Below are 13412 nucleotides of genomic sequence, written 5' to 3'. Positions count from 1 at the left end.
CCGCCCTCGCATTCCGCGTCCGGCCGTGGCCCCGGATCATTACAATGTCCGCATCGGAGCGACTCCCTTTGCACGGAACCCAACCGATGATTCGAGTGCTGATAGCTGACGATCATGCGATCGTTCGAGGTGGTTTCAGACAGTTCGTCGCCGACGAGCCGGACATGTGCGTCGCCGCCGAGGCCGCCACCGGCGAGGAAGCGATCTGCCTCGTGCGCGAGCAGGCATTCGACGTCGTGCTGCTCGACATCGCGATGCCGGACAAGAACGGCATCGATACGTTGCGTGTGATCAAGCAGGTGCGTCCCGAGCAGGGCGTGCTGATTCTATCGGGCTATCCCGAGAGCCAGTACGCGATCAATCTGCTGCGCGCGGGCGCGAACGGCTATCTGAACAAGGACTGCGAGCCGGAAGAAATCGTGCGCGCGATCCGCTCGGTCGCGCGCGGGCATCGCTATCTGTCGGAGGCGGTCGCCGATACGCTTGCCGACAATCTCGACAAGCCTGCCGCCGGGCGTCCGCATGAAGCACTGTCGGAGCGCGAATTCCAGATCTTCTGCAAGCTCGCGGCCGGCCAGTTGCCGACCGAGATTGCCGAAGAGCTGCATCTGTCGGTCAAAACGGTGAGCACGTATCGCGCGCGGGTGCTCGAGAAGATGCGTCTCGCGAACAACGCGGACCTCACGTATTACGCGATCAAGAATGGCCTGATCGAATGACGGACGATCGAGATATCCCGATGAACAGCGAACCGAACCCCGCTACCGAGTCAGCCAGCCGCGCGCCGTTGCGCGTGCTGCTGATCGAGGATTCGCCGCTGATCCGCCGCAGCCTCGTGGAGGCGATCGATGCGTCGGGCCTGCTGCGCGTGGCCGCTTATGCCGATTCCGCCGATCAGGCGATTGCGCTGCTCGGCGACGAAGCGTTCGACGCGGTGATCGTCGATTTGCAGCTGAAGCTGGGCTCGGGCGTGCCGGTGCTCGCGTATCTGCAGCGCGAGGGGCTGATCGATTCGATGTTCGCGGCGGTGCTGACCAATCACGCGTTGCCCGCGTACCGCGAGCGCTGCGAGCAGTATGGCGTGCGGCACTTTTACGACAAATCGTTCGAGTTCGATCGCGTGCTCGATGCGCTGCATGAGTATGCGTTGGGGCGGGGTGGCGCGGTGTAACGACTCGACCGTAGTTGGCGTTTCTTGTCCTGTTTCCACGCTCCGCGCTTCATCGCTTCTTCGAGCATCCCAAGGGTAAGCGAACGTCCGCCGAGCAATTCTCGCGCGCTGGCACTGAACGGGGACTTCAACGCGGCCACGACGATGTCGCGCTTTCGCATGTTGGCGGATGGAACGTGGTAAGCGACGTCGAAATCGCGCAGGTCCACGTGGAAGCGGTCAGCCCATGCCTGCATCACCTCGACGATTTTCGCCGGCTCCCAATCCAGATCGTGATACAGATCCATGTCACGGGTCAGCTTGTCGTCGAGAGGCAGCCCGGCGGGAGTGCGCATTTCGCGGATGAACCGAGCGAGATCGAGCCATGTGTCATTCATTACAGACGATCCTCCGGCTGATATCAATGCCCAGCCCGCGCCGGCAACCGCAAATGATTCCACGCGCCGAGCCCGGCAAACGCGATCCCCGCGATCGTCACGCCGACCCACCCGAACACCGGCCACACGATCGCGCCGACACCCGAGCCCAGCGCCCCGCCGATGAAATACGCGACCATGTACACGGTATTCACGCGGCTGCGCGCATCGGGCTTCAAGGCGTAGATGCGCGACTGATTCGAAATCTGCGCGGCCTGCACGCCGATGTCGAGAATGATCACGCCGACCACGAGTCCCGCGATGCTCTTCGCCGACGCACCGAAGATCACGAACGCGATCACGACCAGCACGAGCGACACGGTGATGATCGCGCGCGGTCCACGCCGGTCGGCGAACTTGCCGGCGAGCGGCGCGGCCAGCGCGCCGGCCGCGCCGACGATACCGAACAGCCCTGCCGCCTGCGGCCCGAGATGAAACGGCGCGCCCGCGAGCAGCAGCGCGAGCACCGACCAGAAAATGCTGAACGCGCCGAACAACGCCGCACCGGTCAGCGATGCCTCGCGCAGCGCGCGATGCTCGGTGACCAGGTGCCACATCGACACGAGCAGCTTGCCGTACGGCAACGTCGAGGTCGGCTGACTCTTCGGCAAACGCAAAATGATGACGACCGCGAGTGCGAGCAGCGCGACGACGGATGCGCCAAACACCGCGCGCCAGCCGAAGTATTCGGCGACGATGCCCGCCGCGGTCCGGGCGAGCAGGATGCCGAGCAGCAGGCCGCTCATCACGGTGCCGACCGCGTGGCCGCGCTCGGACGGCGGCGCGAGTTCGGCCGCGAACGGCACCGCCTGTTGCGCGATCGTCGCGAGCACGCCGATCGCGAGACTCGTGACGATCAGCACCGCGAGCGTCGGTGCCGACGCCGCAATCACGAGCGCGACGCACATGCCGGCGATCTGCAGCAGGATCAGCAGACGCCGGTCGAAGCGATCGCCGAGCGGCGCGAGCAACAGCATGCCGGCGGCGTAGCCGAGCTGCGTGACGGCCGGCACCGCGCCGACCCATGACGCGCTGCCCGGAAACGACTGGCGGAAGTTATCGAGCAGCGGCTGGTTGAAATAGATGTTTGCGACCGAGACACCGGCGATCGTCGCGAGCAGCAGCAACACGCCGCGCAGCGACCGGGCGGAGGAAGCGGAAGTGGAAGCGTCGGAAGTGGACATGACAGGGGCGGATCGACGGACCGGCCCATGCGCGGTCCTCAAGCGTGCCGATCATACCGGAGCGGCGGGGTTCGTGCTGACGGCCGCGCGAGGCTCGCCCGCGCATCCGGTGTCAGGCGGTTGCGAAGTGTGTCCGGTGGTTCAGTCGATCAACGCGCCAGCGTCGTAGAACGGATACGGGCCGTCGGCCGCGTCGACATACGCATGATGCGTGACGATGCCCGTCGCCGGATCGTAGTAATGGAGCGCATACGCGGGCGGCTCCATCACGAACGCCGACGGTCCGTCCTCGCGAAAATCGAGCGCCACCTGGTGCGCGGGCGCTGGAATCGCGCTCGCGATCGTGCCGCCGAAGCGCACGAACATCGACCGATGCACGTGCCCGCAGAGCACGCGCTCGACGTTGGGATGCTGAGCGATCAACGCCGCGAGCTTGTGCGACGCCGCCCGGTCGAGCCGGATCTCGTCCATATGCCCGATGCCGCACGCGAACGGCGGGTGATGCAGCGCGACCACGACCGGCTTGCCGCGCGCCGCATCGAGCTGCCGCTCGAGCCACGCGAGCCGCGTGTCGCACAGCATGCCGGCGCTCGAACCGGGCACCAGCGAATCGAGCGCGATCACGCGCAGCGGGCCGACGTCGAGCGCGTACTGCACGAACTCGCCGCCGCTCAGCAATTCCTCGCGCTCGGGAAACGCCGCGCGCAGCGCGTTGCGTTCGTCGTGATTGCCGACCATCAGGAAGTAGGGGATCGCGAGCGGCGCGAGCAGTGTTTTCAGGCGTGCGTACTGCTGGGGGTCGCCCTGATCGACGAGGTCGCCGGTGATCAGCACCGCGTCGGGGCGCGGGGTGAGCGCGTTGAGCGCGTCGACGCAGCGCGCGAGGTAGGGGGCGGTATCGACGCGGCGATACGCGAGTGCGCCGGGTTGCTTGATATGCAGGTCGCTAATTTGAGCCAGCAGCATGACAGAGGTCCTTCGGGTTGCTTCGTGTCGGGCGCCAGGATGCGGCGCTGTTTTTACCTACGATAGCGCAATCAGTGCGTCCGGTTCGATCGAGATGCCGACCGGCGTGCCGCGCGCAAGCTCGATGCGGCCCGCGACGTCGACGAAGAGCGGCTCGGGCGCGGCACCGCCAATCGTCAGACGCGTGCGTTCGCCGAGGAACGCGGTGCTTTCGATCTGGCCGCGCAGCTGCGCGAGCGCGGGGTCGGTGAGCCGGGCATCCTCGGGGCGAAAGAAGATTTCGTGCGCGCCGCGCGCGTTCGACGCATGCGCGGGCAACGGCACGGCGCCGCCGCTCGTCGCGAGCATGCCGTCGCGCGGCTCGCCCGCGACACGGTTGATCGTGCCGACGAACTGCGCGACCGTGCGATTGGCCGGACGATAGTAGATGTCGCGCGGCGAACCGATCTGCTCGATGCGTCCCGCGCTCATCACGACGATGCGATCGCCGAGCTCCATCGCTTCGGCCTGATCGTGCGTCACGTAGACGGTCGTGATGCCGAGTTCGCGCAACAGCGCGTTCATCTCGCTGCGCAATGCGTCGCGCAGACGCGCGTCGAGCGCAGTCAGCGGTTCGTCGAGCAGCAGCACGCGCGGCTGCACCGCGAGTGCGCGCGCGAGCGCCACACGTTGACGCTGGCCGCCCGACAGTTGATCGATCGGTTTGTCGGCGTGCGCGATGAGCCGCATCATGCCGAGCAGTTCGTCGACGCGTTGTCGCGCGACTGCGGCCGGCACGCGTTTGATCTTCAGACCGTAGCCGATGTTGCCGCGCACGGTCAGGTTCGGAAACAGCGCGTAGCTCTGGAACACCATGCCGACCGCGCGTTTTTCGATCGGCAGCGTGGTCACGTCGTCGTCGCCGAATGCGATGCGGCCGCCCGCGTCAGGTGTTTCCAGGCCCGCGATCAGGCGCAGCGTCGTCGTCTTGCCGCAGCCCGACGGTCCGAGCAGCACGAGGGTTTCGCCCGCGCCGATCGTCAGGTCGAGCGGTTCGAGCACGCGCGTGCCGCGAAACGTTTTGGCGCACTGCGTGAGCGTGATGGGAACCGAGGTCAGTTTCATGGTGTGTCGATGGGCTTCGCGGAAGAGGCGGCGCCGCGCTTCTTCGACGCGCTGCGCTGGCCGGTCGCATCGACGCCGAGCCATTGCATCGCGACGAGCAGCGGCATCGTCATGATGAAGAACAGGATCGTGTACGCGCTGCCGATCTCGATGCGCATCGACGCGTAGGTGTCGGCGAGGCCGACCGGCAGCGTCTTCGTGTCGGGCGTGTGCAGCATCCACGTGAGGTTGAATTCGCCGATCGACAGCGTGAGCACCGCGAGCGCGCCCGCGACGATGCCTGGCCGCGCGTTCGGCAGCACGATCGTGACGAAGCGCGTGAAGAAGCTTGCGCCGAGGCTCGCCGCGCCTTCTTCGAGCGTGCGCAGATCGCTGCTCGCGCAGACCGCCGCGACCGCGCGCACCATGAACGGCAGCGTGAACACCACATGCCCGACGACGATGAACGCCGCGCTCATCCGAAACGCCGTGAAGCCGCCGTAGATCACCAGCAGCGCGAGTGCCGATGCGAGGCCGGGCAGCGCGATCGGCAGCACCAGAAACTCTTCGACGATGCGTGCGAAGCGCGTCTTGCTGCGCGCGAGCACATAGCCCGCGGGCACGCCGGTCAGCAGCGTGACGACGAGCGTCGCCGCGGCCACTTCGAGCGACAGCCACACCGAGTCGTGATACTGGGTCCACACTTCGACGAGCCAGCGCAGCGTGAGTCCGCTCGACACGCCCTTGAAGTAGTTGACCGTCAGCCCGGCGACGATCGACATGACGACCGGCACGATCAGGAACGCGCACAGCAGTAGTGTGACGAACCATTGACCCGCGGCGAGCCATGTTCGCGTGGCAGGCCACGCGCGTCGCGCGCGCGGTCCCGCTGCCGGTTGCGAAGACGGCGAAGGGGCGGTGATTGAGTTCATAGGTAGGTAGTCGTTGCGTTCGCGAACGCGCGGCTCCGGCGACGCGCCGTTCACGCGCTCGCCGCCACGCCCGAACCGCTCGCGCTGCGCGCGATCGCCAGCACTGCCCACGTGACGATGCCCAGCACGATCGACAGGCCCGCGGCCGTCACCATGTTCGCGTTCAGCGTGAACGCGGTATAGATGGTCATCGGCAGCACGTCGATGTCGGTGGCGAGCGTGAACGCCGTGCCGAACGCGCCCATCGCGGTCGCGAAGCACACGGCGCCCGCCGCGATCAGTCCGGGCGACAGCGCCGGCAACACGATGTCGCGCATGATGCGCCACGGCGATGCGCCGAGCGAGCGCGCGGCCTCTTCGAGCGATGCATCGAGCTTGGTCGCCGAAGCCATCACGGTGACGATCACGCGCGGAATCGAGAAGTACAGATAGCCCAGAAACAGGCCGCTCATCGAATACGCGAACACCCAGCGATCGCCCGCGAGTTTCAGCGACAGCGCGCCGATCAACCCTTGACGTCCCGCCAGCATGATCACCATGAAGCCCACGACGACACCCGGAAACGCGAGCGGAAACGTCAGCAGCGCGAGCAGCGGGCGCTTGCCGGCGAACTCTCGACGCGCGAGCAGCAGCCCCGCGATCACCGACAGCACCAGCGTGGCCGCCGTGACCGCCGCCGCCAGCACGACGGTCGCGCCAAGGCTCGACATGTAACGCGCATTCGTCAGCATTGCGCGATACGTCGCGAACGCATGGCCGCCGCCGGAGAGCTGCGCGAGCGCGACCATCGGCAGCAGCCAGAACGCGATGAAGACCGCGAGCGCGGGCGCGAGCAACGCGATGCGCCAGCGCAGCGGGAACGTGACTTCGTTCAATGCATCACCTGCAGATAGCGCTCGCCGAAGCTCGACTGCTTGTCGGCCATCTTCGCGAAGTCGACCGGCTTCGCGCGCGCGTATTCGCTCGCGGGCAGGAACTGCGCAGCCGTCTCGGCGCTCATCGCGCTCGCGCGCACCGGCCGCAGATACGCCTGCGCCCACAGCTTCTGGCCTTCGTCGGACAGTACGAAATCGAGCACCTTCTTGCCGTTCGCTTCGTGCGGCGCGCCTTTCACGAGGCTCATCACGTACGGCACCGAGATCGTGCCTTCCTTCGGAATCACGAACTCGACGTTCGCGTGATCCTTGTACTTCGCGCGGTACGCGTCGAAGTCGTAGTCGAGCAGGATCGGAATTTCGCCGGACAGCACGCGCGCGTACGCGGTTTGCTTCGGCACGATCGGCGCGTTCGCCTTGAGCTTTCTGAACCAGTCGAGACCCGGCTCGAAGTTGTCGAGCGTGCCGCCGAGCGCCTGGTTCACCGCGACCGCGCCCGCATAGCCGACGAATGCGCTCGACGGATCGAGATAACCGATCATGCCTTTGTATTCGGGCTTCAGCAGATCGGCCCACGAGCGCGGCACCGGCTTGCCTTCGAGCGCGTCCTTGTTGACGAAGAAGCCGAGCGTGCCCGAGTGGATCGTGAACCAGTAGCCTTGCGGGTCTTTCAGGCCGGCGGGAATGTCGTCCCAGTGCGCGGGCTTGTACGGCCGGATCAAGCCCTTGTCCTTGGCCTGGAACGCCGACGAGACGCCGAGATACACGACGTCGGCGACCGGACTTTTCTGCTCGGCCATCAGCTGCGCGATCGATTGTCCTGAGTTCTTGTTGTCGAACGGCACGCGAATGCCGGTCTTTTGCTGGATCGCCTTGATCTGGCTCGCCCAGTCGGCCCATTCGGGCGGGCAGTTGTAGCAGATCGCGGTTTCGTCGGCGCGCGCGGCTTGCGGCGCGAGCGCGACGAGCGCCGCGCCGGCGACGAGCAGGCTCGCCGGCAGTGCGGTCGCGGCGGCGCGCGAGAGTTTCTGCCACAGCGGTATGAGCGAGGATGCGAAGCGTGAGGTTGAGCGGGGCACTGCGGGTCTCCCTGTGTCGGATGGGTTGCGAGGGTTGGGGATGACAGCTAGGGCGCGCGCATGCGCGTGCCTTCATTGGGCTTCTTATGCGAGCGGCTTTTCGGTGGCGGCCGCAGCGCTCGGGACGTGGGTCGGCGACGCTCCGTCGAGATTCGCGTGCGAGCCGAGCGCCGCGATCGTCGCGCCTTCGCGCAAGCTATGCGGCAGCGTCAACGCGCGCGAGGTTGCGCAGAACGCGCGCTCGTCGCGCGCGCCGCCGATGCGTGCGAGCAGGCGCTGCCACGCCGCACAGCCGATTTCGCGATTCGGCGCGCAGATGCTCGCGAGCGCCGGCGACAGCAGTTCGCCCATTGCGAGGCCGTCGAAGCCGAGAATCGACATGTCCTGCGGAATCCTCAGACGCGCGCGGCGCAGGCCGCGCATCACGACCATCGCGAGCAGATCGTTGCTGCAGAAGAGGGCGGTCGGACGGTTTGCGCCGTGCGTCAGGTGCGCGAGCACGGACGGCGCGAGTTCGTCGGCGTTGAAATCGACTTCGAGCGCGGGCGCGGCCGTGAGGCCGGCCTGCTGCATCGCCTGCGTGTAGCCGAGATGCCGCTGACGCGCGCGATCCGAGGCCGCGAACGAGCCGGCCAGCATCAGGATGCGGCGATGGCCGTGCGCGATGAGCCGGCGCACGCCGTCGTAGGCGGCGAGGCGATTGTCGACCGACACCGACGGGCGGCGCACCGTGTCGTTGTGCATCAGCACGTATAGCAGGCCGTCGCGGTCGAGTTCGTCGAGCAGCGGATGGGTGTCGGCATCGGCGACGGTCAGGATCAGTCCTTCGACGCGATGCTCGCGCAGCGTTTCGATTGCGTGACGTTCACGGTCCACGTCGTACTGCGTGGTCATCAGCATCAGCCGATAGCCTTGCGCTGACGCGAGATCGTCGATGCCTTGCAGGCATTCGGCGAACACCGGGTTCGCGAGCGTCGGCAGAACGACACCGACGAGGCGCGTGCGCTCGCCGCGCAATTGCCGGCCGAGCGGGCTCGGGCGGAAGTTCAGCGCGTCGATCGACTGACGTACCTTGTCGAGCGTGACGGGGTTCACGGTGTGCGGCGCGTTGATCGCGCGCGATACCGTGGCGATGGAAAAGCCCGCGTGGGCGGCGACATCCTTGATCGTCGGCGTCATCGGTTTTCGGCCCGCTGTAATCGTTTTCGTGAGCGGATTATCGGCAACGTTTGTGACTTTGGGATGAATGCGGGTGTCGGGCGCTTTTTTGGGGCTGCCGCGAGGCGATGGTAGAATTCGCGACCACGCGCGATTGCCACCTTTGCCGGGGTGATGAAATTGGTAAACATAGCGGACTTAAAATCCGCCGCCTTCGGGCTTGCCGGTTCAAGTCCGGTCCCCGGCACCATCTAGTGGTCCCTGTAGTTCCGAAGAAACCTTGAAACCCGCTATAGCGCAAGCATGGCGGGTTTTTTGTTTCCGGCGTATTCCGAGGAAATGCATCATATGTTCATGATGCGGCATACCGTTTCGTCATGTTTATCGAGAATTGGCATCGCCCGTCCATTCCTCCTTTGAACGTCGCGCGAGTCCTTATTCCGACTGCGGGCATCGGCTGCCATCCACTGCCTCTCGCAGCACATGGGATATACCCACGTATGAGTTCCCAACACCTATGCGGGGACTATCTCAACCGTTCGTAGAATAGCTTTGCCGGTCCTGTTTGCCTAACCATGATTGCATGGCCGGTACGGTTGCTCGGTTCAATTTCCATGAACCGTCTTTCGGGAAGGTCAAACGACTTCAGAAGGAGACGACTGATGATCGAGCAAGACATAGGATGTGAGTGGGCCAACGTCAATGGCGACCACATTTCTTCAAAGCGCGTATCGAGTCCGTTCGCCTCGGACATGCCGCGATTGGCTTCGGAAACGACCGCCACGCCCCTGATTATTTTTGTCTGCTGGTATTCGTTGATCGAAGTGCCATCGGAGTTCGGCATGGGAAACAATGATGCCATGCTGCCTGCTGCCGTTGTGGCAAGACTGATCGTTATCGTGGAAGGTTTTGCGGCTGTCGTGGATGTCCGCTTCGCCCGGGCAATCTTCGTCTTCCTCTGCGGCACGAGCGTGATAGCCATCGCACCGATGTTGCCATTGGAGTTCAAAGAGTCAACTTTGATCGTGTTCATCTCATTGGTCGAATGCGTAGGAAAAACCGCGATGGTTGTTTGCGCTTGCGCGGAATACCTTCGCGCAACGCCATCGGAAGGACCGCACACCGAGGAAGTATTTGAACGCCGTTTTTAGTGGTGCATGTCGCGACGTAGTTAGCGCGTGCGCAGTTAGTCACACTGGGATGGGTTGATTCGAGGATGCCGTCATGTTGAACGCTCTGCATAACTGGATTTTTATCGGCAGCAACGCATACGACGAGTACACGTTCGTGCCATGGCTGAACAAGAACATCTATCGAAGGACCGTCGATCTGAGCCGAGTCTGCATTCAATAGCGAATGACATGACGATGAGATCCGGTGCCCGATTGTTGCGTAGTGTTTAGGTGACCGGTTCGAGCACCCACACGAAAGTATGAATCGACCATACCTGTCGATCAGTGAGCGTGCCCATCTTTTCGGGTAGCCATCACATGTTCGATGCGCTATACGTTCGTATGATTCTCGTTTGGTTTGCTCCGAACTACGCTTGCTGTAATGGACGTGCTCGTAATTGATCGCGCTTTTGTGTCCCATTTCCCGAAAGACCGGGGTCCTCCGTTTGGATACCTCCCAGATAGTTACGATAGTCGATGACGATGAGGCGGTTCGTCTGGCGACTTCTAGCCTCGTGCGTTCCCTGGGCTGGAGTGTGCGCACCTTTGCGTCGGCGGAGGAATTCCTGCGGTCTGGCCACGTCGGCGACACGTCGTGCCTGATTTCAGATGTGCGGATGCCCGGCATGTCGGGGGTTGCCATGCACACTCACCTTCTCGGACTAGGAGCTGCGCCGCCGATCATTTTCATCACTGCGTTTCCGACCGCTTCGCTGCAGGCGGAAATCCAGGCGAACGGCGCACTGGTTTTGCTCGAGAAGCCGGTTGGCGCCGCTGCCATGGCGCATTGGCTCAATGTCGCGCTGGGCCAGCCGTAGGCGGTGCGATGCTCGCAAGTGGGGCGCTGGAAATGGAGTACTTCGTGCTCGTTGCCGTAGCGCTTGTCGCGTATGAAGAGTGCTGGGTCGTCGGTTTTAGACTGTCGGGTCACTCGGGACAAGTATGAGTTTGCCGTAGCTATGCAGGTGTATGCCAACCGTTCGTAGAACGGGCTTTGTTTTCTTGAAAACCTAAGTTGATTTTGTGGCAGCGCGCAGACGCACGAGGGTGGTGGGGCGGCGCTAGAAGAAAGGCGGTCAGGCAAACACGGCGAAGGTCAACTTCGCTTCAGCCAAGGCAATCCGTACGAGGAAACTGGTGACGAATCGCATCGCATTGTCCATCGTCGCGCTGTATTCGGTGTGCGCGATGTCCGCTGAACCGACGCACGTCTCGAGCCCCAACGCCGAGGCGGCGCCCGACACCATGCAGGCTCGCGTCATGGGCTGCGCGGCCTGTCACGGCGCGCACGGTGAAGGCACTGACAATGACTATTTCCCGCGCCTTGCCGGTAAGCCGGCCGGCTATCTGTACAACCAGTTGCTGGCGTTTCGCGATGGCCGCCGCAAGTACCCGCCGATGAATTATCTGCTGGCCTATTTGCCCGACGCCTATCTGCGCCAGATCGCGGACTACTTCGCCGCCGAGCGTCCGCCTTATCCCGTGCCTGCCACCGCGAGCGTCGGCGCGCAGACGCTCGCGCTCGGCAAGGCGCTCGTGAGCGACGGCGACCGCGCGCGCGGCGTGTCCGCCTGCGCCAGCTGTCACGGCGCGGCGCTGACCGGCATGGAGCCGGCGATTCCAGGGCTGCTGGGGTTGCACGCCGACTACATCAGCGCGCAACTGGGCGCGTTCCGCTATGGCACGCGCCGCACCGTGGCGCCGGACTGCATGCACACGATTGCGACGCATTTGAGCGACAGCGACATCACTGCGATCGCGGCGTGGCTCGCCGCGCAGCCCGCGCCTGCCGATCCGCAGCCCGCCGCTGCGGGCACCTTGAAGATGCCGCTTGCTTGCGGCAGCGTTTCTCACTAGCCGAGGCTGCGAAGTGCCCAGTTTCCGAAAGCCCACCGCCGTCACCGCACTTGCCGGATTGCTGCTTTGCGCCGCAGCGCTGTCGGGCGTTTCCGTCGCGCAGGCCGGCACGCCGGTAGACAGCCGCGCGGACATCGTCGCGCGCGGCGAATATCTGGCCCGCGCCGGCGATTGCATCGCCTGCCACACCCAGCCCGCTGGCAAGCTGTTCGGCGGTGGCCGGCCGATGGACACGCCGTTCGGCGCGCTCTATACGCCCAATATCTCGTCGGACAAGGTCGACGGCATCGGCAAGTGGAGTGCCGACGAGTTTTACCGGATGATGCATACCGGCAAGTCGCGCGACGGCTCGCTGCTGTATCCGGCCATGCCGTTCGCGTCCTATACGAAGATCACGCGGGCCGACTCGGATGCAATCTACGCGTATCTGCAATCGGTGCCGCCGATCCATCAGCCGAACCGTCCGCACGAACTGCGCTTCCCGTTCAACCAGCGCCAGTTGCTGCGCGGCTGGCGCGCGCTGTATATGCACGAGGGCGAGTATCAGCCGGACCCGACGCAGTCGGTCGAATGGAATCGTGGCGCCTATCTTGTCGAAGGGCTTGGCCACTGCACAATGTGCCATACGGCGATCAACGCGCTGGGCGGCAACTCCCCCTCGAAGCAGTTCGAAGGCGGCCTGATTCCCATGCAGAACTGGTATGCGCCGTCGCTGACCTCGAACAAGGAAGCCGGCCTTGGCGACTGGAGCATCGACGACATCGTCGACCTGCTGCACTCGGGTGTGTCGCGGCGCGGTGCGGTGTACGGGCCGATGGCCGAAGTCGTCTATGACAGCTTCCAGTACCTTTCCGAAGACGACGTGCGCGCGGTTGCGGTCTACCTCAAGGCGTTGCCGGCGCGCTCCGGCGAAGCGCAGCAGAACCCGCCCGGCGCCGCGATGACCGAGGAAGAGAATCGTCTGACGCCGCTCGGCAAGAAAATCTACGACGCCCAGTGCGCGATCTGCCACGCTGCGCAGGGGCAGGGCAAGTTGCCGAACTTCCCGCCGCTCGCCGAAAACCAGTCGATCCAGATGAGCTCGTCGGTCAATCCGATCCGCATGGTCCTGAACGGCGGCTATGCGCCGGGCACCAGCAAGAATCCAATGCCGTACGGCATGCCGCCGTTCGCCCAGACCCTGTCGGACGAAGAAGTGGCCGCCGTGGTGACCTACATCCGCACGGCATGGGGCAATCACGGCACACCCGTGACCGTGAAGGAAGTCAACGAGTTGCGCCCGGCACCGCTCTTTTGAGGCAGTGATGATCCAATCCCCCCTTCCTCCAGGCGACGGTAGCACCGCCTCCGGCGACGAAGCAGACCGCGTCGACCAGATTGTCGGCAGCGGCCCGCGCGGCGCGATCGCGGTGGCCGGCGTCGCGACGGCCATCGTGATAGGCATGTGGTACGTGTTCTACTTCCTGGTGTTCCTGCCGCGCGGCGTCATCCAATAAGCGAATCACTCATCGAACCAGAT

The 13412-nt window shown here is 64.6% G+C and carries 16 protein-coding genes and 1 tRNA gene; 9 read left to right on the top strand and 8 right to left on the bottom strand.

The window, feature by feature from the left end:
• The first annotated feature begins 86 nt into the window (after positions 1-86).
• A complete protein-coding gene (locus tag HDG32_RS23340; RefSeq protein WP_184022064.1) occupies positions 87-719 on the top strand; it encodes a response regulator transcription factor in 633 nt (210 codons plus the stop codon).
• A gap of 20 nt (positions 720-739) precedes the next feature.
• Complete coding sequence (locus HDG32_RS23335; protein WP_184071034.1) at positions 740-1171, top strand: response regulator; 432 nt, start codon at positions 740-742, stop codon at positions 1169-1171.
• Here the strand turns inward: HDG32_RS23335 and HDG32_RS23330 are convergent.
• The 8 genes from HDG32_RS23330 to HDG32_RS23295 form a co-directional block, all read right to left on the bottom strand.
• Entirely contained in the window at positions 1093-1458 is a 366-nt protein-coding gene (locus HDG32_RS23330; protein WP_260336576.1) for a DUF1493 family protein, read from the bottom strand. The two genes, HDG32_RS23335 and HDG32_RS23330, sit on opposite strands and share 79 nt — an antisense overlap.
• Before the next feature lie 113 nt (positions 1459-1571).
• Positions 1572-2771, bottom strand: coding sequence for an MFS transporter (locus HDG32_RS23325; protein WP_184022067.1), 1200 nt, complete (start codon positions 2769-2771; stop codon positions 1572-1574).
• A gap of 141 nt (positions 2772-2912) precedes the next feature.
• Positions 2913-3737, bottom strand: a complete 825-nt coding sequence (locus HDG32_RS23320; protein WP_184071032.1) for a phosphodiesterase — start codon at positions 3735-3737, stop codon at positions 2913-2915.
• A gap of 57 nt (positions 3738-3794) precedes the next feature.
• A complete protein-coding gene (locus tag HDG32_RS23315; protein ID WP_184071030.1) occupies positions 3795-4841 on the bottom strand; it encodes an ABC transporter ATP-binding protein in 1047 nt (348 codons plus the stop codon).
• Positions 4838-5752, bottom strand: a complete 915-nt coding sequence (locus HDG32_RS23310; protein WP_184071028.1) for an ABC transporter permease — start codon at positions 5750-5752, stop codon at positions 4838-4840. The genes HDG32_RS23315 and HDG32_RS23310 overlap by 4 nt, the downstream gene beginning before the upstream one ends.
• A 50-nt stretch (positions 5753-5802) precedes the next feature.
• On the bottom strand, positions 5803-6627 hold the full coding sequence (locus tag HDG32_RS23305; RefSeq protein WP_184071027.1) for an ABC transporter permease: 825 nt from the start codon (positions 6625-6627) through the stop codon (positions 5803-5805).
• Positions 6624-7706, bottom strand: a complete 1083-nt coding sequence (locus HDG32_RS23300; RefSeq protein ID WP_184071025.1) for an ABC transporter substrate-binding protein — start codon at positions 7704-7706, stop codon at positions 6624-6626. The genes HDG32_RS23305 and HDG32_RS23300 overlap by 4 nt, the downstream gene beginning before the upstream one ends.
• A gap of 84 nt (positions 7707-7790) precedes the next feature.
• Positions 7791-8885: a LacI family DNA-binding transcriptional regulator gene (locus HDG32_RS23295; RefSeq protein WP_184071023.1), complete on the bottom strand. Its 1095-nt coding sequence runs from the start codon at positions 8883-8885 to the stop codon at positions 7791-7793.
• Between the two features lie 144 nt (positions 8886-9029).
• Here HDG32_RS23295 and HDG32_RS23290 point away from each other — a divergent pair.
• The 7 genes from HDG32_RS23290 (at position 9030) to HDG32_RS23265 (ending at position 13389) form a co-directional block, all read left to right on the top strand.
• Positions 9030-9114, top strand: a tRNA-Leu gene (locus HDG32_RS23290).
• A gap of 412 nt (positions 9115-9526) precedes the next feature.
• Positions 9527-10015 (top strand): hypothetical protein, encoded by a 489-nt coding sequence (locus tag HDG32_RS23285; RefSeq protein ID WP_184071021.1) that lies wholly within the window; start codon positions 9527-9529, stop codon positions 10013-10015.
• 73 nt (positions 10016-10088) lie between these two features.
• The gene (locus HDG32_RS36625; protein WP_260336567.1) at positions 10089-10217 is read left to right on the top strand and encodes a hypothetical protein; all 129 of its coding nucleotides are present in this window, start codon (positions 10089-10091) and stop codon (positions 10215-10217) included.
• Positions 10218-10482: 265 nt separating this feature from the next.
• Positions 10483-10854 (top strand): response regulator transcription factor, encoded by a 372-nt coding sequence (locus HDG32_RS23280; RefSeq protein WP_184071019.1) that lies wholly within the window; start codon positions 10483-10485, stop codon positions 10852-10854.
• 370 nt (positions 10855-11224) lie between these two features.
• Positions 11225-11893, top strand: coding sequence for a c-type cytochrome (locus HDG32_RS23275; RefSeq protein WP_184071144.1), 669 nt, complete (start codon positions 11225-11227; stop codon positions 11891-11893).
• 13 nt (positions 11894-11906) lie between these two features.
• The gene (locus HDG32_RS23270; RefSeq protein WP_184071017.1) at positions 11907-13190 is read left to right on the top strand and encodes a cytochrome c; all 1284 of its coding nucleotides are present in this window, start codon (positions 11907-11909) and stop codon (positions 13188-13190) included.
• A 7-nt stretch (positions 13191-13197) separates the two neighbouring features.
• Positions 13198-13389: a hypothetical protein gene (locus tag HDG32_RS23265; protein ID WP_184071015.1), complete on the top strand. Its 192-nt coding sequence runs from the start codon at positions 13198-13200 to the stop codon at positions 13387-13389.
• Positions 13390-13412 lie beyond the last annotated feature (23 nt).

It is taken from the genome of Paraburkholderia sp. CI2 (assembly GCF_014201055.1).
Taxonomy (GTDB): Bacteria; Pseudomonadota; Gammaproteobacteria; order Burkholderiales; family Burkholderiaceae; genus Paraburkholderia; species Paraburkholderia tuberum.
This window is presented reverse-complemented; position numbering and strand designations above follow the sequence as displayed.

Bases quoted from the DNA above. Each gene is read 5' to 3' on its own strand.
- HDG32_RS23285 (WP_184071021.1), top strand. From the start codon at position 9,527: ATGATCGAGCAAGACATAGGATGTGAGTGGGCCAACGTCAATGGCGAC.
- HDG32_RS36625 (WP_260336567.1), top strand. From the start codon at position 10,089: ATGTTGAACGCTCTGCATAACTGGATTTTTATCGGCAGCAACGCATAC.
- HDG32_RS23295 (WP_184071023.1), bottom strand. From the start codon at position 8,885: ATGACGCCGACGATCAAGGATGTCGCCGCCCACGCGGGCTTTTCCATC.
- HDG32_RS23320 (WP_184071032.1), bottom strand. From the start codon at position 3,737: ATGCTGCTGGCTCAAATTAGCGACCTGCATATCAAGCAACCCGGCGCA.
- HDG32_RS23265 (WP_184071015.1), top strand. From the start codon at position 13,198: ATGATCCAATCCCCCCTTCCTCCAGGCGACGGTAGCACCGCCTCCGGC.
- HDG32_RS23275 (WP_184071144.1), top strand. From the start codon at position 11,225: ATGTCCGCTGAACCGACGCACGTCTCGAGCCCCAACGCCGAGGCGGCG.
- HDG32_RS23325 (WP_184022067.1), bottom strand. From the start codon at position 2,771: ATGTCCACTTCCGACGCTTCCACTTCCGCTTCCTCCGCCCGGTCGCTG.
- HDG32_RS23310 (WP_184071028.1), bottom strand. From the start codon at position 5,752: ATGAACTCAATCACCGCCCCTTCGCCGTCTTCGCAACCGGCAGCGGGA.
- HDG32_RS23340 (WP_184022064.1), top strand. From the start codon at position 87: ATGATTCGAGTGCTGATAGCTGACGATCATGCGATCGTTCGAGGTGGT.
- HDG32_RS23335 (WP_184071034.1), top strand. From the start codon at position 740: ATGAACAGCGAACCGAACCCCGCTACCGAGTCAGCCAGCCGCGCGCCG.
- HDG32_RS23330 (WP_260336576.1), bottom strand. From the start codon at position 1,458: ATGGATCTGTATCACGATCTGGATTGGGAGCCGGCGAAAATCGTCGAG.
- HDG32_RS23315 (WP_184071030.1), bottom strand. From the start codon at position 4,841: ATGAAACTGACCTCGGTTCCCATCACGCTCACGCAGTGCGCCAAAACG.